The sequence below is a fragment of the Kitasatospora sp. NPDC088134 genome, from assembly GCF_044741705.1.
Lineage (GTDB): Bacteria > Actinomycetota > Actinomycetes > Streptomycetales > Streptomycetaceae > Kitasatospora.
In genome coordinates this window covers 51647-72274 of the sequence record NZ_JBIUTD010000036.1, presented here as the reverse complement: position 1 = coordinate 72274, position 20628 = coordinate 51647, and the positions used below count along the sequence as shown (strand labels likewise).

Sequence of the window (20628 nt, the reverse complement as noted above, 5' to 3'; positions counted from 1 at the left end):
TGGCGGCCAGGACAGCCTGGCGGGTGCCCGGATCGTCCGGCCACCGCTCCCCCAACACACGCAGGGCAGTGCCGCGGACCATCGAGTCAGTGTCGGTGATGGCGGCCAGGACAGCCTGGCGGGTGCCCGGATCGTCCGGCCACCGCTCCCCCAACACACGCAGGGCAGTGCCGCGGACCATCGAGTCAGTGTCGGTGATGGCGGCCAGGACAGCCTGGCGAGTATCCGGATCGTCCGGCCACCGCTCCCCCAGCACCAGCAGGGCGGCGCGGCGAAGGAATGGATCCCAAGGAACGCGTGCTTGGTGGGCTGTTTCCTCCAGGTCTCGGCTCAGTGCCGCAGCTATGTCGCCGCCCTGGAACCTGTTCTCCGGCGATCGGGCCGCGTAGTACCAGCGTAGGTAGCGCTCCCGGCCGCTCCAGAAGCGGTCGAAGGTACCGAGGGCCGGAAGTGCCTCCTCGATGGAGAGATATATCGACCGGCGCAGTGCGGCGGTTAGGGAATCGATGACGGTGTCACTCTGCACGGCCACCGACAGGTACCGGTCTTTGGCGCTCGCGGCGGGGGAGGCGCCGATCTCCTTGACTTCGGCCAGGACACGGATAGCCAGTACCAGCATTGGCACCGACCACCCTGCGGCGCTCTCATTGCGCCGATGCTGGAGGAGGAGGTGCGCAATGAAAGCCGCCACGCCGCGCTGATGGAGGTTGCCGGCCATGAGGAGCAACACTTCGTGCCACGTCGGGTTCCCGGCGCGCTCGGTCAGGACCTCGACTATCTCGTCGCGGGTCCATTCCTCCTCGTGGGAGCGGTCCAGGAGTTCGGTGGCTGCGAGGTATTCGAGGAAGGTGCGGTGGACGAACCCGTAGATGCCACCTCCGTAGTGGGCGAGCAGGAAGTTGCGGGTGCGCAGCCGGTCGACGACGTGTCTGGCGGCGATGTCGGCGGCGGTGCGGGAGATGTTTTGTTCGGTGAGGTAGGTACTGATGATTCCGGTCAGTTCGTCGTGGTGGATGAAGGTACCGGCGGTACGGCCTGCGCCTTCCTGCATGCGGCGGGCAATGCGTTGCAGCACCTTGAGGCGTCTGTCGACGTTGAGCCATTCCAGTGCCTGGGCGGCCTCCCCGGTGGCGGGGGAGTGGGGGGTGAGGAACTTGGCGTCCTTGTCCCACTGCTCAATGAGGACCTCCACCGCGTGGGCATAGACCTCTCGTCGTTCGCGGGGGATGGTCTTGCCGAGGCCCATGGATGCGAGAACGGTCAACAGCAGCGGGTTGCCGGCCAACTCTGTGACCGCCCGGACTCCTCGTACCGCTCCCAGCAGGCGCTGGGTGAGCTGGGAGGCAAGGGAGGGATTCTCCGGGTGGGCGGCGGCGTACCAGCGGCGGATGAACTGCTTGACCTGCCCTCGCTCCAGGTCCTGGAGCATCACCTGCGCGAATCCGGCCGCGGTGAACTCGCCAGCCCGGTAGCCGTACTCCCGTGATGTCACCACTACCCGCACATCAGGGTGCCCGGAGGCGAAAGCAGTGATTCGCCGAGCGGTCTGCGCCCGCACAGCCGGATCGAACACCTCGTCCAGGCCGTCGAAAAACACCACCGTCCGCCCCTGCGCGAGCAGACTCTCCAGGACCGGCCGTGTCAGGCACATCCGGTCCTGCCGGTCCACATGCTCCAGGAAGTCCTCGATCGTCCGATCACGCCACTGCGGCTCCGCGTACTGCCGCAGCTCCACCACCAGCGGCACCAGCCCCGAGAGCCCGTCGAGCTCGGCTGGCAACTCCTCCAACGCACCGGCCAGAACCAGCGCGGTGTACTTCGCCAGCGTCGACTTCCCCGCACCCGGATCACCCAGCACCACCAGCCGCCGACCCCCCTCGCCCGCCAACACCTCCAGCACCGGCCGCGCTGGCTGCGCATGGTATGCCTTACGCAGAGCGCGGGCTGCCTCGGCCTCCATCCCTGGTGGCAGATCCGTGTCCGCCAGCTCACCCGCCGCCAGCAGCCGACGAACCTCGCCGGGCACCTGGGCCACGTGCGGGCGACACAGCTGCGGCATGAACACCTGCCGCACCTCGATCTTCGGCTGCTCACCGGCGCTGCCAGAAGCGCCCAGGACATCGAGGTTCAGCCGCCAGTGCAACTCCCGCACCCGCCGCCGGTACGCCTCCACCGCGGCGGCCCACTCGGCGGCACGTATCTGGTCCTGCGCGGCCACATCCCCGGCGCCAGTTGCGCGGACGGCCTCACGCTCCGCCCGGGCCCCTTCCAGTAGTCGCTCCCACCGCGACCGCTCCGCGCGCAGCCACCGCTCCTCTACCTGTCCATCGGCCGCCAGCGAGGGGAGCCCGGCCCAGGAAGACCACACTGCCACCACCGCCAACAGCACCTCTGCTTCCTGCGGCACCTGCGCCTCACCCGCGCGGCCGATCGGAGGCACCCACGAGCTGATCCTCTTCCCGGCGAACCTCTCCACCCCCACGCGTCCGGTGCGCCGTACCGCCCTCTGCAGCTCCAACTGCCCACACAGGGCTTGCTGAGCCCTGCGCTCCTGCTCCGCCCGCTCCTTTAGCTCCAGCAACCCCCCGTACAGCGCCTGCCGCTTCGGCCCCAATTCCAGCTCGCTGTCCGGCATCGCCCCGCCCCCTGCCTTCCGTCCGCACGTACCCGCCCACCCGCAACAGGCCTGGCGAGCGCACCTGACCTGCCATCGCCGACCAGCAGCGTAGTGCCCAACGCGCCCTCTGCACCCGCTACTTGGGACACCCTGCGCCCCTCGACGTCACATTCGGTACCGACGCCGGGCCCGGCATCCCAACATCAGCAACCATCGATGACACTGCCTGCTAGGCGGACCTGTCACAGTTCGCTTGAAATTGCGCAGAAGTACCACGACTTGTACGAGATGCACGTGGAGAGTGGTCTTGGTTACCTCAACGTTGCTACCGAGGGCCTGAACGATGACCTCAGTGCCAAGCTCGATGCGGCGGCACTGATCTGGGACAAACGCCGCAAGAGGCCCGGTTAGTGGTAGCACGGTGCCGAGAAAGGCGAATAACCCGCGACCAGAGCGTCGCTCCTGCGGGTGGCGGAGCGGTTTTGGCCGATGTCCTGCCTGGCCTGGGGTAGGGCATGCTCGGGCGGCAGTCCGGTGCCGTCGGCCCAGTGGCTGTCACTCAAGTGTCACCGCCATTCTCGCAGTTCAGAGACCATGCAGTGACAGAGTGACAGCTGTGACAGTTGCCTGACGCCCCGAGTGTCACTCCGCCGGATCGCCGGCCGCGGCTGCCGCCGAAGCTCGATCGGTTAGCGGTGCCGGAACAGTTGATGCAAGCGAAGGATCTCCTTCTGCCAACACGCACGAGCCTCGGCGTCGCCTTCAGGTACGACCCGCCCCAGGCGCGTTGAGAGAGCTCGGTACAGAGCCAAGGAGCGGGCACCGTCCGCTACAAGCAGTGAGGACAGCATTGGTTCTTCGGCCGACGTGCCTGCTTCGACTCTCAGGAGCACCTCCACCTGGTCATCCGGGTGCAATGCGGGAAGGGCGCTGCCCAGCTGCTGACGCAGCCGCGACCAGGAGGTGGTGGAGCGTTCCCGGGCGACCTTCTTCAGCGCACCAGCCACTGCGGCCACCGTTTTCGCAAGCGATGTGGCAGGCAACCGGGGCGGGCCAGCCGGCTCCGTCCTGGTCCTCGCCCGTGCCGGTGGCTCGGCGGAGGGAGCAACGCGGGCGGCGGGCGCCTGTGAAGCCGTCTCCTTGCCGCCGCCTGACCCGGTCTGGGTGGCACGCGTACCGACCGTACGGGCCTCGGAGTCCCACTGGGGCCCAGGAATTGTGGGCGGGGCAGCAGCGCACCGCGCAGCCGCCGCCCCCGCCTGAGCCACCAGTCGACCTCTTCGCGCTGCGCAGAGGTGACGCGGCTTCCCGCGGTCCTCGCTGTGGTGGACAGCGACTCCACGAGATACCGAACCTCACGGGGCGACAGTTGAGAACCGAGCTTCCGCAAGTCGCCGAGGATGTCCAACATTCGCAGGTGCGCTGCCTCGGTCGGATCAGTGGTCTGTACTCGGCGCGCTACAGGACTGGGCGTAGAGACACTCACACGCTTCGAGGATGCCTTGCGGGGCGTTTCTGCTGCGCGTGCCCAGGCTGCATGGCGTGCCTGCTCGTCGAGGAACTCGCGTGCCCGTGTGGCGATGTCGTGATCCCCACGGCTACGTTCACGGCCTGCTTCCGCATCCGCTCACGCCAGGAGGGTGCGTACCTGATCGGGCTCGCGATCGTGTACGGCTTGCCGCAGTTGCCCAAATAGCTCCTCACACATGTGGGCCTGACGGACTAGCCATGTCTTGGCCGTCTCCAGTAGCGCGGCCATCTCCTCGGTGGCGGCACCTTCGTGAGAGCCTGCGGCCTCGATCTCGCTGCACACTGACGCCACCGCGATTTGAGCGACCGCTACGGCCCGGCCGAGCGTGAGCACTTCGTGCTGGGCCGGGTGGTGCTGGCCCGGCCGCAGCCCGAGCCGTGGGGAGTGCCCGCGCTGTCCCCGCTCTGACGGGTAGACGGCCCACCGACGGCCCAGGGAGCGGCGGAGGCCCCGGCCCGGTGCGAAGTCGCTACCGGACCGGGGCCTCACGTCCCGTCAGGGACAGGGCGCTGAGCAGGGATTACAGGACCTGGAGCACCTTGCGGAGCTCGAACGGGGTGACCTCGGAGCGGTACTCCTCCCACTCCTGGCGCTTGTTGCGCAGGAAGAAGTCGAAGACGTGCTCGCCCAGGGTCTCGGCGACGAGCTCGCTGCGCTGCATGAGGTCGATGGCCTCGCCGAGGTTCTGCGGCATGGGCTGGATGCCGAGGGCGCGGCGTTCGGCGTCGGTGAGGGCCCAGACGTCGTCGTCGGCGCCCGGGGGGAGTTCGAGGTTGTCCTCGATGCCCTTGAGGCCGGCGGCCAGGGTGACGGCGTAGGCGAGGTAGGGGTTGCAGCCGGTGTCGAGGGAGCGGATCTCGATCCGGGTGGAGCCCTGCTTGCCGGGCTTGTACATCGGGACGCGGATCAGGGCGGAGCGGTTGTTGTGGCCCCAGCAGATGTAGGAGGGGGCCTCGCCGCCGGCGCCCGCGGTGCGCTGGGAGCCGCCCCAGATGCGCTTGTAGGAGTTGACCCACTGGTTGGTGACGGCGGCGGTCTCGGCGGCGTACTTGAGCAGGCCGGCGATGAAGGAGCGGCCGACCTTGGAGAGCTGGTACTCGGCGCCGGACTCGTGGAACGCGTTGCGGTCGCCCTCGAACAGCGAGACGTGGGTGTGCATGCCGGAGCCGGGGAAGTTCGAGAACGGCTTGGGCATGAAGCTGGCGTGGACGCCCTGTTCGAGCGCGACCTCCTTCATGACCAGGCGGAAGGTCATGATGTTGTCGGCGGTGGAGAGCGCGTCCGCGTACCGGAGGTCGATCTCCTGCTGGCCGGGCGCGCCCTCGTGGTGGCTGAACTCGACCGAGATGCCCATGGATTCGAGCATGGTGATGGCCTGGCGGCGGAAGTCGTGGCCGATGCCGCGGGGCGTGTGGTCGAAGTAGCCGGACTGGTCCGCGGGGGTCGGCGGGGTGCCGTCCGAGGGGAGGTCCTTGAGCAGGAAGAACTCGATCTCGGGGTGGGTGTAGAAGGTGAAGCCCTGCGCGGAGGCCTTCTCCAGGGTGCGCTTGAGGACGTAGCGCGGGTCCGCGTAGGAGGGGGAGCCGTCGGGCATCAGGATGTCGCAGAACATCCGGGCGGTGCCGGGGGTCTCGGAGCGCCACGGCAGTATCTGGAAGGTGGTCGGGTCCGGCTTGGCGATCATGTCGGACTCGTAGACCCGGGCGAAGCCCTCGATCGCGGAGCCGTCGAAGCCGATGCCCTCCTCGAAGGCCTGTTCCAGCTCGGCCGGGGCGACCGCCACCGACTTGAGGAACCCGAGGACGTCGGTGAACCACAGCCGGACGAACCGGATGTCACGCTCTTCCAGCGTGCGAAGCACGAACTCCTGCTGCTTGCCCATGGGGACAGTCTCACCTCTGCTCTTTACGCCCGTGTTACGCCGCCCGCACCGGCCGGCCCGGCCCGGTGAGCGCTTCGACCGGGCCGCGTCGCCCCCATCATTGCCGATCCCCGCCCGCTTGCCGACCCCGGACCGCGCCGGGCCGCCGGACGGACCGTCACCGGGCCGCCGGAGGCACCCCCCGCGACATAGCGTCAGTTAGACGATTACACTCGGGGGCATGCCGAATCTGCGTCTCGCCCTGTGCCAGATCGACCCCTGGGTCGGTGACCTCGCCCGCAACAGCGAGGAGGTGCTGCGCTGGTCCAAGCGGGCCGCCGAGTCCGGCGCGGACCTGATCGCGTTCCCGGAGATGGTGCTGACCGGCTACCCGGTCGAGGACCTCGCCTTCCGCGCCTCCTTCGTCGAGTCCTCCCGGCAGACCCTGGTCGAACTGGCCGCCAAGCTGGCCGCCGAGGGCCTGGGCGACGTCCCGGTGCTGGTCGGCTACCTGGGCCGGGCCGAGCCGGGGACGAAGCACGCGGGCAAGCCGCAGAACTGCGCGGCGGTGCTGCGCGGCGGCGAGGTGGTGACCAGGTTCGCCAAGCACTTCCTGCCGAACTACGGCGTGTTCGACGAGTACCGCTACTTCGTGCCGGGCGACCAGCTGACGGTGCTGCGGCTGCACGGCGTGGACGTCGCGCTGGCGATCTGCGAGGACATCTGGCAGGAGGGCGGCCGGGTCGCCGCCACCGGCCAGGCCGGGGCCGGCCTGCTGCTGTCGGTCAACGGCTCGCCGTACGAGCGCGACAAGGACGATGTCCGGCTGGAGCTGGTGAAGCGCCGCGCCGCCGAGGCCGGCTGCCCGCTGGTGTACCTGAACATGGTCGGCGCGCAGGACGAGCTGGTCTTCGACGGCGAGTCGATGGTGGTCACCGAGACCGGTGAACTCCTGTCCCGGGGACCGCAGTTCGAGGAGGCGCTGCTGGTCGTCGACCTCGACCTGCCGGCCGCGAAGGAGGACGGGCTGCCGGACGGCACGGTGCTCGCCGACGGCCTGCGGCTGACCAGGGTCGACCTGGGCGGCGCCCCGAAGGAGCGGCCGGAGCCGATCGCCCCGCAGGTCGCCGAGCGGCTGGACGACGAGGCCGAGGTGTACGCGGCGCTGGTCGAGGGCACCCGGGCGTACGTCCGCAAGAACGGGATGCGCTCGGTGCTGATCGGCCTGTCCGGCGGCATCGACTCGGCGCTGGTGGCGGCGATCGCGGTGGACGCGATCGGGGCGGAGCACGTGTACGGCGTCTCGATGCCGTCCCGCTACTCCTCGCAGCACTCCCGGGACGACGCGGCCGAGCTGGCCCGCCGCACCGGCCTGCACTTCCGCACCGTGTCGATCGCCCCGATGTTCGACGCGTACATGGGCGCCACCGAGCTGACCGGCCTGGCCGAGGAGAACCTGCAGTCCCGGCTGCGCGGCACCCTGCTGATGGCGATCTCCAACCAGGAGGGGCAGCTCGTCCTGGCACCGGGCAACAAGAGCGAGCTGGCGGTCGGCTACTCGACGCTGTACGGCGACTCGGTGGGCGCGTACGGGCCGATCAAGGACGTCTACAAGACGCTGATCTTCAAGCTGGCGCGCTGGCGCAACGCGCAGGCCGAGGCCCGCGGCGAGGTGCCGCCGATCCCGGAGAACACCATCGCCAAGCCGCCGTCCGCCGAGCTGCGCCCGGACCAGGTGGACACCGACTCGCTGCCCGACTACGACCTGCTGGACGCCGTCCTGACCCGGTACGTGGAGGGCGACGAGGGCCGGGACGCGATCGTCGCGGCCGGCTACCCGGCCGAGGTGGTGGACCGGGTGGTGCGGCTGGTCGACACCGCCGAGTACAAGCGCCGGCAGTACCCGCCGGGCCCGAAGGTCTCGCCGAAGAACTTCGGCCGCGACCGCCGGCTGCCGATCACCAACCGGTGGCGGCGCGGCTGACGGGCCGGACGCCGACGGGCCGGACGCCGGTCAGTAGCGGTAGTCGGCGGCCACCGCGCGGTGGTCGCTGGCGTCCGCCGGCAGGGTGCGCGAGTCGGTGGGGGTGAGGCCCCGGCTGAGGATCTGGTCGATCCGGGCCAGCGGGAAGGCGGCCGGCCAGGAGAAGCCGAAGCCGTCGCCGGCCGCGCCCTGGGCGGAGCGCAGCTGCGAGGTGATCGGGGCCAGGCTGCGGTCGTTCATGGTGCCGTTGAGGTCGCCGAGCAGCAGTACCTTGTCCAGCGGCTCGTGCGCGACGGCGTCGCCGAGCAGCCGCGCGCTGACGTCCCGGCGGCCGGCGGTGAAGCCGGTGTCGAAGGTGACCCGGACCGAGGGCAGGTGGGCGACGTACACCGCGACCGGGCCCTTGGGGGTGGTCACCCGGGCCCGGAACGCCCTGGTCCAGCCCATCCGGAGGTCGACCACCGCGACCTCGTCGACGGGGTAGGTCGACCAGAGGCCGACGGTGCCCTCCACCACGTGGTACGGGTAGGCCGCGGCCAGGCCCGCGCTGTAGGTGCGGGCGGCGTCGGCGGACACCTCCTCCAGGGCGACGATCCGCGCGCCCGAGGAGGTGAGCATCCGAATGGTGCCCTGCGGGTCGTCGTTGGCGGCGGCCACGTTGTGGGTGAGCACGGTGAAGTCGCCGGGGCCGCTGCTCTTGTCGACCAGCAGCGCGCCGAACAGGTTCAGCCAGACCGCGGCGGGCAGCAGGGCGGCGAGCACCGCGATCCCGGCCCGCCGCCGGAGCGCGAGACCGAGCAGCACCGGGACGGCCAGGCCCAGCCAGGGCAGGAAGGTCTCCAGCAGGCTGCCCAGGTTGCCGACGCCGTTGGGCACCTGGGCGTGGCCCACCAGCAGCAGGGTGAGCAGCAGGCCGAGCACGGTGAGCACCCGGCCGCGCCGCCAGGAGAACCAGCGGCGCACCCGGCCCCGGCCCTCCTCGGCCGACCCGTCCGCCAGTACCGCCGGGCCGTCCGCCCGCACCATGCCCGCTCCTCGCCGCCGTGCCCGGCCGGCTGCCCGCCGACCCCGTCCCCGACCTGCTCCGATCCGATTCTCGGCTCAGCCTATGACGGGATGGACGCGACAAACCGCCCACGGAGTTCCCACCCGGGGCCGGACGGGAACTCCGCGGGACGGCGCGGCCTAGGCGCGGGCCCGGTCGGCGGCGATGCCCTGGAGCGCGGCGTCGACCATCTGCCGGGGCAGGTCGGGGTCCTCCAGCGGCGCGTCGTCCCACAGCACGGTGCGGACCAGGATCGGCCCGATCAGCAGCTCGCAGAGCAGCTCGACGTCCACGTCGGCGCGGAGCTCGCCGGCCGCGACGCCGCGCCGGACGATCTCCCGGATCATCGCGCGGCGCGGGTGCACCACCCGTTCGTGGTACACCTGCTTGAGCTCCGGCCAGGTGTTCATCTGGCCCAGCGCGGACTTGACGACCCATCGGGTGCGCTTGATCAGGCCCCGGCGGCGCATGTAGTCGACCGCGTTGATCAGGTCGTCCCGGTAGGTCGGGCCGGCCAGCGGGGGCATCGGCTCCTCCAGCCGGGCCACCACGTCGACCAGCAGGGCCTCCTTGTTGGGCCAGCGCCGGTAGATGGTGGCCTTGCCGACGCCCGCCTCGGCGGCGATCCGCTCGATCGACAGCTCGGACAGGCCGAGGCCGTCCTCCATCAGCTTCTCGACCGCGCCGTAGATCGCCTGCTCGGCGGCCTCGCTGCGCGGTCGGCCCCGCCGCGGAGCGTCCTGCTCCGCGGCGGGGCCGGGGCACGGCCGGAGCGGGGCGTCGGCACTCGTCATGGCCTCATTCTCCACCCCGGCCGCCACCTTCCGGATCACACCTTGGCGGAGTTCGTGCCGGCGTCGGCCCGGCCCGGCGCGCCCTCGCCGGAGGCACCGGAAGCGCCCGCAGCGCCGGGAGCGCCGGGGCCGCCCGGGGCACCGGGGCCGCCGGGCGCGGCGACCTTGCCGGGCAGCAGGAGCAGCGCCAGCACCGCGCCCAGCACGGTGACGCCGGCCGAGACGCCGGAGACGACGTGCATGGCGGTGATGAAGGCGTCCTTGGCCGGGTCGACCAGGCCGGGCAGGTGCAGCTTCTCGGCCACCCCGAGGGTGGACTCGATCGACTCGCCGGCCCGGTCCCGGACCGGGGCCGGGACGGTGGACAGGTGGTCCTCCATGCCGTTGCGGTAGACCGTGGACAGCAGCGCGCCGAGCACCGCGATGCCGAGCGAGCCGCCGACCTGGCGGAAGGTGTTGTTCAGCGCGGAGCCCGCGCCGGCCTTCTCGCGCGGCAGCGCGCCCATGATGGCGACCGTCACCGGCGGCATCACGTGCGCCATGCCGGTGCCCATCACGAAGCCGAGCACGATCAGCAGCCAGATCGGGCTGGTGGCGGTGAGGAAGGCGTAGCCGAGGAAGCCGAGGGTGACCAGCAGCATGCCGCCGGCGCAGGTCAGCCGGACGCCGATCCGGTCGACCACCAGCCGGGCCCGCGGGGCGAAGAGCAGTTGGGCGACGGCCAGCGGGAGCATCAGCTCGCCGGCCTGCAGGGCGCTGTAGCCGCGCACGCTCTGGATGTAGAAGACGCCGAAGAACGAGACGCCCATCAGCGCGAAGAAGACGATGCCGACCACGCCGATCGAGGCCGAGAACACCTTGTTGCGGAACCAGGTGACGTCCAGCGCGGGGTGGCTGGTGTGCTTCTCGAACAGCACGAAGGCGGCCAGCGCGAGCACGCCGACCAGGGTCGGGACCCAGGCCTGCGGGTCGGTGAAGTCGGCCAGCTCGCCGCCCTTGATGATGCCGTAGATCAGCGCCACCAGGCCGACGATGGAGAGCAGCACGCCGACCGGGTCGAGCTTGCCGGGGGCGGGGTCCTTGGAGTTCGGGACCAGCCAGCCCATCAGGCCGAGCGCGAGGACCACGATCGGGACGTTGACCAGGAAGACCGAGCCCCACCAGAAGTGCTCGATCAGCAGGCCGCCGGTGATCGGGCCGATGGCGATGGCCAGGCCGACGGCGCCGGCCCAGATGCCGATCGCCTTGGGCTGCTCGGCGCGCTCGAAGACGTTCATGATGATGGCCAGCGTGGCGGGCATCACGAAGGCGCCGCCGAGGCCCATCACGGCGCGGAAGGAGATCAGTTCGCCGGGGCTGCCGGCGAACGCGGAGAGCAGCGAGCCGAGGCCGAAGACCAGCATGCCGGCCAGCAGCGTCCACTTGCGGCCGAACCGGTCGCCGAGCAGGCCGGCGGTGAACAGCAGGCCGGCGAAGACCAGGGTGTACGAGTTGATCGCCCATTCCAGGTCGCTCTGGCTCGCGCCGAGGCCCACCGGGGCGGGGGTGGCGATGGTCTTCATCGCCACGTTGAGGATCGAGTTGTCGAGGACGACGACAAGCAGGGCGAGCACCAGGGTGCCCAGGATCCACCACCGTCGGCGGTGTACGGACTCCGGCACCCGGGGGGTCTGGAGGGAGGGCGAGGTCATGCGAACAGCCTAGCCCCCTTTTCGATACGAGACGGTTCCGTATCGCAACGGTACGAGCAAGGATCGGTAAAGACCTCCCCAAGGGCTGCTGGGCGGCGCCACCCTCCCGGCCCCGGCCTCGGCCCCGGTCCCGGCCCCGGCACGCGCACGTGCACGCGTCTTTGCGCGCGGCCCGCGGCGTGCAAGCATGGAGCCAGATCCGGGGACGCCGCACGGCGCCACGAGACGACACACACCAGGAGTCTGTTCGATGAACGCCTCTCCGCTTCAGCCTGCCCAGCCGCAGGACGCGCCCGCCCAGGCCCTCTACGGCGGGGTCACCAACCGCCGGGTGACGGTCCGGGACCTCGCCAAGGCCAAGCGCCAGGGCGAGCGCTGGGCGATGCTCACCGCCTACGACGCGCTCACCGCCGGCGTCTTCGACGAGGCCGGCATCCCCGTCCTGCTGGTCGGCGACTCGGCCGGCAACTGCCACCTCGGCTACGAGACCACCGTGCCGGTGACCATGGACCAGATGGTGATGCTCTCCGCCGCCGTCGTCCGCGGCACCAAGCGCGCCCTGGTGGTGGCCGACCTGCCGTTCGGCTCCTACCAGGAGTCCCCGGCCCAGGCCATGCACAACGCCGCCCGGCTGATGAAGGAGGCCGGCGTCCAGGCCGTCAAGTTGGAGGGCGGCGAGCGCAGCGCCCGCACCATCGAGCTGCTGGTCGAGGCCGGCATCCCGGTGATGGCGCACATCGGCCTCACCCCGCAGTCCGTGCACGCCTTCGGCGGCTACCCCGTCCAGGGCCGCGGCGACGAGGCCGCCCACCAGCTGCTGCGCGACGCCAAGGCGGTCCAGCAGGCCGGTGCCTTCGCCGTCGTGCTGGAGGCCGTCCCGGCCGAGCTGGCCGCGCAGGTCACCGAGCACTCGGCGATCCCGACCGTCGGCATCGGCGGCGGCAACGGCACCGACGCCCAGGTGCTGGTCTGGACCGACTTCGCGGGCATGACGGCCGGCCGGGTGCCGAAGTTCGTCAAGCAGTACGCGAACCTGCGCGCCACCCTGGCGCAGGCCGCCACCGAGTTCGCCGCCGACGTCCGCGACGGCTCCTTCCCCGGCCCGGAGCACAGCTTCGCGTAGCCGCCACCGGCCCGCTGCCACCTGCTGTCACCGCTGTCGGGCGGGCTGACAGCAGCGTGACAGCGGGCTGACAGCCGGGCCCGGCACGGTGTTCCCATGACACGAATCGAGCGGAACGCCGTGGAGGTCCACGGCATCGTGAAGCACTACGGGGAGACCAGGGCCCTCGACGGCGTCGACCTGACGGTCCGCGAGGGGACGGTGCTGGGGCTGCTCGGCCCGAACGGGGCCGGCAAGACCACGCTGGTGCGGGTGCTCTCCACCCTGATCAAGCCGGACGCGGGCTCCGCCGTCGTCGGCGGCTACGACGTGCTGCGCCAGCCCAAGCAGCTGCGCCGCACCATCGGCCTGACCGGCCAGTACGCCTCGGTGGACGAGCTGCTGTCCGGCTACGAGAACCTGTACCTGATCGGCCGCCTGCTGGACCTCTCCGCCAAGGACGCCAAGGCCCGCGCCGCCGAGCTGCTGGAGCGCTTCTCGCTCACCGACGCGGCCAAGCGCCCCGCCAAGGGCTACTCCGGCGGCATGCGCCGCCGCCTCGACCTGGCGGCCTCGATGATCGGCCGCCCCAAGGTGCTCTACCTGGACGAGCCCACCACCGGCCTCGACCCGCGCACCCGCAACGAGGTCTGGGACGAGGTGCAGCGGATGGTCGGCGAGGGCTCGACGGTGCTGCTGACCACCCAGTACATGGAGGAGGCGGAGCAGCTCGCCGACGCGCTGACCGTCATCGACAAGGGCCGGGTGATCGCCAGCGGCGGCGTCCAGGAGCTGAAGACCCGGGTCGGCGGGCAGAGCCTGCAGGTCCGCCCGCAGGACCCGGCCGACCTCCCGGAGATGGTGCGCGCGCTGCGCGCGGCCGGCATCGCCGCCACCACCTCCCCGGAGACCGAACTGCTCTCGGTGCACCTGACCGACGACGCCCAGCTCACCGCCGTGATCGGGGTGCTGGGCACCCGCGGCTTCGGCGTGGCCGGCATCGACACCAAGCTGCCCAGCCTGGACGAGGTCTTCCTGACCATCACCGGCAAGTCCGCCGCCCCCGCCGTCCCCGCCGCCCCTGCCCGTGACAAGGAGCCCGTCGCATGAGTTCTGCCACCCTCACCGCCGCGCCCGCGGGCACCGCCGACGACACCCGGATCGGGCTGCGCGCCCACCTGCGCCACCTGGGCGCGCTGACCCGCCGGAACCTGATGCGGGTCAAGTCCGACCCCGAGTCGATGCTGGACGCGCTGCTGGTCCCGGTCATCATGATCGTGCTGTTCGTCTACGTGTTCGGCGGCGCGATGGCCACCGACCAGCACACCTACATGCAGTACATGGTGCCCGGCCTGCTCGGCACCACCGGCCTCAACCTGGCGATGGCGCTGGGCACCGGCCTGAACACCGACTTCCAGACCGGCGTGATGGACCGCTTCCGGACCCTGCCGATCGCGCGCTCCGCCGTGCTGCTCTCCAAGATGATCGCCGAGACGCTGCGGGCGGTGGTCGCCTTCACCGTGCTGATCGGCTTCTCGATGCTGCTCGGCATGGACATCGACGGCGGCCCGCTGAAGCTGCTGGCCGCGGTCGGCCTGTCGCTGGTGTTCGGCGCCTCGCTGATGTGGGTGTCGATGCTGCTGGGCATGTCGCTGCGCAGCGCCCAGGCGGTGCAGGGCATGTCGATGCTGGTGATGATGCCGCTGCAGTTCGGCAGCTCGATCTTCGCCAACCCGAGCACCATGCCGGGCTGGCTGCGGGCCTTCACCGAGCACAACCCGCTGTCGGCGCTGGCCGACGCCTGCCGGGCGCTGATCAACGACCAGCCGGTGGGCAACTCGGTGGTGACGGTGCTGATCTGGGCGGCCGCGATCACCGTGGTGACCGCGCCGCTGGCGGTGGCCCGCTTCCGCAAGCGCACCTGACGGTGCGCCGACCGGCGGACCGTCAGCCGGGCAGCGGGTCGAACGAACCCGGATCGTCCATCAGGGCGGACACCTCGCGCATCGTGAGGCGTCCGCCCCGGGCGTGCGCGGCCGCGTAGGCGTCCGGGCCGAGCAGTGCGCGGAGCGCGTCGGCGCAGCGCTCGTACTCGGTGCGCTCCATGAAGGAGCCGGGGACGCCGCTGATCGCCTGGTGGGCGCCGAGCAGTTCGGCGGCCCGGCGGGCCGCGGCGGGAGCGTCGTGGGCCAGGGCGTACTCCAGCAGGGTGCCGGCGAGCGGGGTCATCAGCATCATCGCCATGTGCTCGACGAAGATGGTCGCGCCGCCCTCGACCGCCGTCATCGCCCGGCGGCCGGTCCGGATCAGGTCGAGTCCGGCCACGGGGTCGCCGGCCCGGGCGACCACCCAGCCGCGGATGCAGGTGACGATGCCGGCGAAGACCGAGGGGACCGAGCCGCGCACGCCGGGGTCGGCGGGCAGCTCGTCGAGCAGGGCCAGCGCCTCGGCGTACTCGCCGCGCCGCACGGACAGGTTGCACAGCACCATCCGCCCGTACATCCGGGCGCCCTCGGCGTCGGAGCTGCCCTCGGCGGCGGCGACCGCCTCGCGGACCATCGCCTCGCCGCCCTCCGGGTCGCGCTCGGCCAGCACCTCGCCGAGCCGGGCCCGCAGCATCGGGAGCTCCTGGTGCGCGCCGAGCTGCACGGACAGCTCGATGGCCTGCCGGAAGGCCGCCTCGGCCTGGTCGGCGTCGCCGGACTTGGTGGCGTTCTCGGCCTTGCCGGAGAGCGCGTCGGACATGCCCCAGCGGTCGCCCAGCCCGGTGTAGAGGGCGAGCGCCTCCTCGCTGTCGGCGACCGCCTGGTCGAGGCCGCCGGCCAGGTCGTTCAGCAGCCGGGCCCGCAGCTGCAGGGCGAAGGCCAGGTCGAGCGGCCCGCCGTGCACCCGGGCGCCGGCCACCGCGTCGTCCATCACCTCGCGGGTGCGCTGCATCTCGCCGGTGAGGAAGACGGTGAACACCCGGCCGAGCACCGGCTGCCGGTAGGACTGCGGCAGGTCGGGCGTGTAGGTCTCCAGGATGCGCCGGGCGGTGGCCAGCGCGTCCGGGCGGTGCAGCAGGCCCATGTCGCCGGAGAACAGGCCGATCAGCCGGTGCAGGCCGAGCTGGCGGCGGGCCTCGTCGAGCTGCTCGGGCGGCAGCGGCAGCGGCTCGGCCAGCGGGCCCCGGTCGAGCGGGACCGGCGGCGGCGCGTCCTCGGCGTACGGGTCGGGGCCGAGCGCGGACACCGCCGCGTACCAGGCGTTGGACTCGGCCCGGTAGTCGCGCAGCATCCAGTAGCCGGCCATCGACAGCACCAGCACCAGGGCGTCCTGCTCCCGGCCGGTGTCGACGGCCCGGCGCAGCGCGGCCCGGATGTTCTCCTGCTCGCGGTCCAGCCGGGCCAGCTCGTCCAGCTGTCCGGGGCCGTGCAGGTTCAGGTGGGCGGTGCGGGCCAGCTCCCGGTAGTACCGGGTGTGCCGGTGGCCGGTCCCGGTCTCGGCGGCCTCGGCGAGGCGTTCGGCGGCGTACTCGTGGATGGTCTCCAGCATCCAGTACCGGGGCTGCTCACCCAGGCCGGCCACCAGCAGGGACTTGTCGACCAGCGAGAGCAGCAGGTCGGCGACCTCCGCCCGGGGCACCAGCTCCTCGTCGGCGAGGACCTGCTCGGCCGCCTCCAGGGTGCAGCCGCCCGCGAACACCGACAGCCGGCGCAGCGCGGCGCGCTCGCGCGGGCCGAGCAGCTCCCAGGACCAGTCGACCACGGCGCGCAGGGTCTGCTGGCGCGGCAGCAGGGTCCGCGAACCGGCCGTCAGCAGGGCGAACCGGGAGTCCAGCCGGTCGGCGAGCTGGCGGGGCGTCAGGCCGCGCAGCCGGGCGGCGGCGAGCTCGATGGCCAGCGGCAGGCCGTCGAGGCGGCGGCACAGCTCGGCGCAGGCCGCCGGGTCCTGGTCGGTGCGGAAACCGGGGCGGGCGGCGGCGCCGCGCTCGGCGAGCAGCCGCAGCGCGGCCGGGTCGGGCAGCGGCTCGACCGGCAGCACCGCCTCGCCGGGCACGCCGAGCGGTTCGCGGCTGGTGGCCAGCACGGTGACGCCCGGGCAGTCGGCGAGCAGCCGGTCGGCGAGGTCGGCGGCGGCCTGGACGACGTGCTCGCAGTTGTCGAGCAGCAGCAGGACCCGGCGGCGGCCGAGATGGTCGACCAGCCGGGACACCGGGTCCTTGCGGCCGCCCTCCAGGACCTCGGCGACGGCGCCGGTGCCGGTGCTGTGCAGCACGGTCTCGCGCAGGCCGAGCGCGGAGGCCACCGCGTCGGGGACGGCGGCCGGGTCCTCCAGCGGGGCGAGCTCGATCTGCCAGACCCCGCCGGGCCAGCGCGCGGCGTCCTGCTCGCGGCGGCCCGCCTCGACCGACAGCCGGGTCTTGCCGGAGCCGCCGGGCCCGGTCAGGGTGGTCAGCCGACTCTCCGTCAACGCGCCCGCCACGGTGGCGAGTTCGCTGTCCCGGCCGACGAAGCTGGTCCGGCCGGGGCGCAGGTTGCCGCCCGCCGGGGCGGTCGGCCGGGCCTGGGCCGGCACGGCGGCGGGCACCGGGTCGGCGGTCAGCAACTCCTGGTGCAGGGCCCGCAGTTCGGGGCCCGGGTCGGCGCCCAGCTGCTCGGCCAGGGTGTGCCGGATCTCCTCGTAGCCGCTCAGCGCCTCGGCGGTCCGGCCGGCCGCCCGCAGCGCCCGCAGCCGCAGTGCCTGGAGCTGCTCGTCCAGCGGGTGCTCGCGGCACAGTCCGGCGAGTTCGGCGGTGACCTCGGCGGCCCGGCCGAGGGCGAGTTCGGCGGTCAGCCGGTGCCGGCGGGCCTCGGCGTGCTGGCTCTCCAGCCGGGCGGCGGGGCCGGTCCGGTCCGGCAGGTCGGCGAGCGCCGGGCCGCGCCACAGCGCGAGCGCGCCGGCCAGCCGCTCGGCGGCGGTACCGGGGTCGCCGGCCGCCAGCGCCCGGGCCCCCTCGGCGGCCAGCCGGCGGAACTCGGCGACGTCGGTGCGCGGCGCGGTCAGCCAGTACCCGGCCGGGCCGGAGCCGACCTCGGCCCGGCCGACGGTCCGGCGCAGCCGGCCCACCAGGGTCTGCAGCGCGGCGGCGGCGTCCTGCGGCGGCTCGTCCGCCCACACCTCGTCGGCGAGCAGTTCGGCCGGCACCGGCCGCCCCTCGCGCAGCGCCAGCGCGGCCAGCAGGGCGCGCAGCCGGGCGCCGCCCAGCGCGACCTGGGTCCCGTCGTCGTGGTGGGCCGTGGTGGTGCCGAGGATGCCGTAGTGCACCCGCCCATTCTGCGGGACGCGCCGAGCGGCCCGCGCACACCCGTGCGGAACGCCCGGCCGGTCCCGTACGTTCATCCGGGGCCGCTTGTCCGGTGCGCCCTGCGGACGGCATGATCGACGCCTGCCCCGCCCCTCCCACCTTCCCGGAGCCCCAGCCCCATGACCTTCGCCACCACCGACCGGCGCAGCGCGGAGAACCGGGTCAGCCCGATCTTCCTGGTGCTGGCCGCCGCCTTCGTCGCCGCCGGCTTCGCCCTGGGCTCCGGCTGGGGCAACGACCGGGTCGGCGTCTTCCTGTTCGTGGTCGCGGGCTGGATGGTCTCGCTCTGCCTGCACGAGTTCGCGCACGCCCGCACCGCGCTGGCGGGCGGCGACATCACGATCGGCTCCAAGGGCTACCTGACCCTGAACCCGCTCAAGTACGGGCACGTGCTGCTGAGCTTCGTGCTGCCGGTGATCTTCGTGATCATGGGCGGCATCGGCCTGCCCGGCGGCGCGGTCTACATCGAGCGGGACCGGATCTCCGGCCGCCTCAAGCACAGCCTGATCTCGGCGGCCGGGCCACTGGTGAACGTGGTGTTCGCGGTGGTGCTGCTGGTGCTGGTCGGCGGCGGCTGGTTCGACAACCAGGACCTGGCGGTCGGCTTCGAGGGCCGGGTCGATTCGGCCTCCCCGCTGGCGGCGGCCGCCGCCTTCCTCGCCTACCTGCAGGTGACCGCCGCGATCCTGAACCTGCTGCCGGTGCCCGGCCTGGACGGCTACGGCATCGTCGAGCCCTGGCTGTCGTACAAGGCCCGGCGGGCGATCGCCCCGTTCGCGCCGTACGGCATGCTGCTGCTGTTCGCGCTGGTCTGGCAGAGCCAGGTCGGCCAGTGGCTGTACGACCTGACGATGCAGATCTTCGACCTGTTCGACATCCCCCGGGACAGCATGCAGATCGGCTACTCGCTGTTCCGCTTCTGGGACTGAGCCCGGCTCAACCCTGTTCAGCCCTGTTCGGCGGCGGCGGCCCGGGCGCGCTGCTCGGCCCGCTGCTTGCGCAGGTGGTACCAGGCGATGTTGCTGGCCACGCCGGCCATCAGGATCCACACCACGCCGAGCCAGTTGCCCTCGGCGAAGGAGACCACCGCGGCGACCACCGCCAGGACGAGGACGATCACGGCGTACAGGGCGTTGCGGGGCATGGCGGGGGCTCCTCGGGACGGACGGTGTGCCCCGCCATTCTCGCCGACCGAACACCCCTCCCCCGCCGGGGGTGTCCGGATCGGCCGTCGACCCGGGGACCGTCCGGGCCGGGGCGCGGCTCAGACGTCGGTGATCCGCAGGCCCGCGTGGGCCTTGTAGCGGCGGTTGACCGAGATCAGGTTGGCCACCAGCGCCTCCACCTGGTGGGCGTTGCGCAGCCGGCCGGCGAAGATGCCGCGTATGCCGGGGATCACCGAGGCCAGCGCCTGCACCGTCTCGGTGGCGGCCCGGTCCTCGCCGAGCACCATCACGTCGGTGTCGATGGTCGCCACCGACTCGTCCTGCAGCAGCACCGCCGACAGGTGGTGGAAGGCCGCGGTGACGGTGGAGTCGGGCAGCAGCGCGGCGGCCTGCTGGGCGGCCGAGCCCTCGGGGACCGGCAGCGGGTAGGCGCCCTGCTTGTCGAAGCCCAGCGGGTTGACGCAGTCGACGACGATCTTCCCGGCGAGCTCGGCGCGCAGCGCGGTCAGCGTCTCGGCGTGGCCTTCCCACGGCACGGCGACGATCACCACGTCGCTGTCGGCGGCGCAGGCCGCGTTGTCGGTGCCCCGGACCCCGGGGCCCAGTTCGGCGGCGACCGCCGCGGCGCGCTCGGCGCTGCGGGAGCCGATCACCACCTGCTGCCCGGCCCGGGCGAACCGGTACGCCAGGCCGCGGCCCTGGTCGCCGGTGCCCCCGAGGACGCCCACCACCAGGTGGGAGACGTCGGGCAGGTTCCGGCCGGGTCCGGCCGTCGCGTTCACTGAATCGGGTTGCGTCATGGCTGAGATCCTGCCAAACGGGCCGCCGGGGCAGCATGCTGTCGCGCATGGACGCGGTGAGAGTTTCCGCACTCCGGCAGTCGCTGGCCGGCACCGGCTGGCCCGAGCGCGCCGGCGAGTTCGCCGGGGCGCTGCGCGGCTCGGTGACCAGGCGCAGCGCCACCGGCCTGCTGCTGGTCGGCACCCCGCAGTACGAGCCCTGGCACCTGGCGGCGCACCTGAGCGACGAGGCCGCGTACGGCGGCCTGCCCGGCCTGGCGCCGACGCTGCTGCGGCACACCGTGCCGCCGGGCGCGCCGAAGCACCTGGCCTGCGGGCTGCCCCGGCTCGCGGAGGCGCGCGCGGGCGCGACGGTGCTGCTGGTCGCCCCCTCGCCCGCCGACGCGCCGCTGCTGGAGCGGCTGGACGACGCCCGCCGGGCCGGTGCGGTGCTGCTCGCCCTGGACGACGGCGACCCGGAGCTGTCCGGCCTGGCGCACGAGCGGCTGACGGTGCCCGCGCCGGAGCCGGAGCCCTTCGAGCTGGTCCAGCACCTGGTCAGCTCGGCCACCACGACGGCGTCGCCGCGCTCCCGGCTGGCGAAGCTGGCCGAGCGGCTCACCGCCTCGCCGGTGCTGCGCTGGTGACCGCCGGCCGGGGCCGCGACCGGGGCAACCGCCGGGGCCGCGGCCTTGGTGGTCGCCCCGGGGGCCGTCCCGCCGACCTGCGGGA

The 20628-nt window shown here is 72.5% G+C and carries 14 protein-coding genes; 6 read left to right on the top strand and 8 right to left on the bottom strand.

Annotation, left to right across the window (positions count from 1 at the left end):
• Both ACIOHG_RS34765 and ACIOHG_RS34760 read right to left on the bottom strand, forming a co-directional pair.
• Positions 1–2635 (bottom strand): NACHT domain-containing protein (locus ACIOHG_RS34765; RefSeq protein ID WP_400956816.1); only part of this gene is annotated, 2635 nt, incomplete at its 3' end.
• A gap of 2033 nt (positions 2636–4668) precedes the next feature.
• The gene (locus ACIOHG_RS34760) at positions 4669–6030 is read right to left on the bottom strand and encodes a glutamine synthetase family protein (RefSeq protein ID WP_400712297.1); all 1362 of its coding nucleotides are present in this window, start codon (positions 6028–6030) and stop codon (positions 4669–4671) included.
• Between the two features lie 220 nt (positions 6031–6250).
• On the opposite strand from ACIOHG_RS34760, the gene ACIOHG_RS34755 reads away from it, so the two are divergent.
• Positions 6251–7993, top strand: coding sequence for an NAD+ synthase (locus ACIOHG_RS34755; RefSeq protein ID WP_400956814.1), 1743 nt, complete (start codon positions 6251–6253; stop codon positions 7991–7993).
• 30 nt (positions 7994–8023) lie between these two features.
• On the opposite strand, the gene ACIOHG_RS34750 is transcribed toward ACIOHG_RS34755, so the two are convergent.
• From ACIOHG_RS34750 to ACIOHG_RS34740, 3 genes are all read right to left on the bottom strand, one after another.
• Positions 8024–9019 carry an endonuclease/exonuclease/phosphatase family protein gene (locus ACIOHG_RS34750; RefSeq protein WP_400956811.1) on the bottom strand — a complete coding sequence of 332 codons (996 nt, stop codon included), beginning with the start codon at positions 9017–9019 and terminating at the stop codon, positions 8024–8026.
• A 159-nt stretch (positions 9020–9178) separates the two neighbouring features.
• Positions 9179–9832 (bottom strand): TetR/AcrR family transcriptional regulator, encoded by a 654-nt coding sequence (locus tag ACIOHG_RS34745; protein WP_400956808.1) that lies wholly within the window; start codon positions 9830–9832, stop codon positions 9179–9181.
• 35 nt (positions 9833–9867) lie between these two features.
• Positions 9868–11523, bottom strand: a complete 1656-nt coding sequence (locus ACIOHG_RS34740; RefSeq protein WP_400956805.1) for an MFS transporter — start codon at positions 11521–11523, stop codon at positions 9868–9870.
• A gap of 250 nt (positions 11524–11773) precedes the next feature.
• Here ACIOHG_RS34740 and panB point away from each other — a divergent pair, with 250 nt between their 5' ends.
• The 3 genes from panB (at position 11774) to ACIOHG_RS34725 (ending at position 14550) form a co-directional block, all read left to right on the top strand.
• Entirely contained in the window at positions 11774–12646 is an 873-nt protein-coding gene (gene panB, locus ACIOHG_RS34735; RefSeq protein ID WP_400956803.1) for a 3-methyl-2-oxobutanoate hydroxymethyltransferase, read from the top strand.
• A 96-nt stretch (positions 12647–12742) separates the two neighbouring features.
• A complete protein-coding gene (locus ACIOHG_RS34730) occupies positions 12743–13735 on the top strand; it encodes an ATP-binding cassette domain-containing protein (protein WP_400956801.1) in 993 nt (330 codons plus the stop codon).
• Positions 13732–14550 carry an ABC transporter permease gene (locus ACIOHG_RS34725; RefSeq protein ID WP_400956799.1) on the top strand — a complete coding sequence of 273 codons (819 nt, stop codon included), beginning with the start codon at positions 13732–13734 and terminating at the stop codon, positions 14548–14550. The genes ACIOHG_RS34730 and ACIOHG_RS34725 overlap by 4 nt, the downstream gene beginning before the upstream one ends.
• 22 nt (positions 14551–14572) lie before the next feature.
• On the opposite strand, the gene ACIOHG_RS34720 is transcribed toward ACIOHG_RS34725, so the two are convergent.
• Complete coding sequence (locus ACIOHG_RS34720) at positions 14573–17911, bottom strand: ATP-binding protein (RefSeq protein WP_400956797.1); 3339 nt, start codon at positions 17909–17911, stop codon at positions 14573–14575.
• 159 nt (positions 17912–18070) lie between these two features.
• Between ACIOHG_RS34720 and ACIOHG_RS34715 the strand changes: the two genes are divergently transcribed.
• On the top strand, positions 18071–18880 hold the full coding sequence (locus ACIOHG_RS34715) for a site-2 protease family protein (RefSeq protein ID WP_400956795.1): 810 nt from the start codon (positions 18071–18073) through the stop codon (positions 18878–18880).
• Positions 18881–18897: 17 nt separating this feature from the next.
• Here ACIOHG_RS34715 and ACIOHG_RS34710 read toward each other — a convergent pair whose 3' ends face one another.
• Together ACIOHG_RS34710 and npdG are read right to left on the bottom strand one after the other, a co-directional pair.
• The gene (locus ACIOHG_RS34710; RefSeq protein ID WP_400956794.1) at positions 18898–19095 is read right to left on the bottom strand and encodes a hypothetical protein; all 198 of its coding nucleotides are present in this window, start codon (positions 19093–19095) and stop codon (positions 18898–18900) included.
• Positions 19096–19215: 120 nt separating this feature from the next.
• Positions 19216–19917 (bottom strand): NADPH-dependent F420 reductase, encoded by a 702-nt coding sequence (gene npdG, locus ACIOHG_RS34705; RefSeq protein WP_400956792.1) that lies wholly within the window; start codon positions 19915–19917, stop codon positions 19216–19218.
• Between the two features lie 47 nt (positions 19918–19964).
• Here npdG and ACIOHG_RS34700 point away from each other — a divergent pair, with 47 nt between their 5' ends.
• Positions 19965–20543, top strand: coding sequence for a hypothetical protein (locus tag ACIOHG_RS34700; protein ID WP_400956789.1), 579 nt, complete (start codon positions 19965–19967; stop codon positions 20541–20543).
• Positions 20544–20628: the final 85 nt, after the last annotated feature.